A 587-nucleotide genomic window follows, 5' to 3' on the forward strand; every position below is an offset into this window, starting at 1 on the left:
TGCGTGACGCGGGGTGCGGTGTCGGTGGGCCGTTCCGATGGTGCGGTGGATGCGGTGCAGGCTCAGGTGTGGGGTCTGGGTCGGGTCGCCGCGCTGGAGCACCCGGGCCGGTGGGGTGGGTTGATCGATCTGCCCGAGACGCTGGACGAGCGGGCGGTGAGCCGTGTCTGTGCCGCACTGGCCGGTACGGGGACGGTCACGGGCACGGGTTCTGCCGGTGAGGATCAGCTCGCCGTACGTGCCTCGGGTGTGTATGGGCGGCGTCTGGAGCGGGCGCCGGGCGGTGGTCGTGCGGGGTCGGGTGGTTGGTCGCCGCGGGGCACGGTTTTGGTGACGGGTGGGACGGGTGCGCTGGGTGCGCATGTGGCTCGCTGGGCGGCTGGTCATGGTGCGGAGCGGTTGGTGTTGACGAGCCGTCGTGGTCTGGGGGCTCCGGGTGCGGTCGAGTTGGTGGCCGAGCTGGAGGCGTTGGGTGCGGCGGTGGAGGTGGCTGCGTGTGACGTGAGCGACCGGGAAGCGCTGGCCGGGCTGGTGGAAGGACTCCGCCAGGCCGGTACGCCGGTCCGCTCCGTCGTCCACACCGCCGG

The 587-nt window shown here is 72.7% G+C and carries 1 protein-coding gene; it reads left to right on the top strand.

Annotated elements, in window-relative coordinates; translation table 11 throughout:
• Positions 1 to 587: SDR family NAD(P)-dependent oxidoreductase (locus tag ABEA26_RS36210; protein WP_345598344.1), on the top strand; the 587-nt coding region annotated here is incomplete at both ends.

Source organism: Streptomyces marokkonensis, assembly GCF_039539045.1.
In the GTDB taxonomy this organism is placed as follows: domain Bacteria; phylum Actinomycetota; class Actinomycetes; order Streptomycetales; family Streptomycetaceae; genus Streptomyces; species Streptomyces marokkonensis.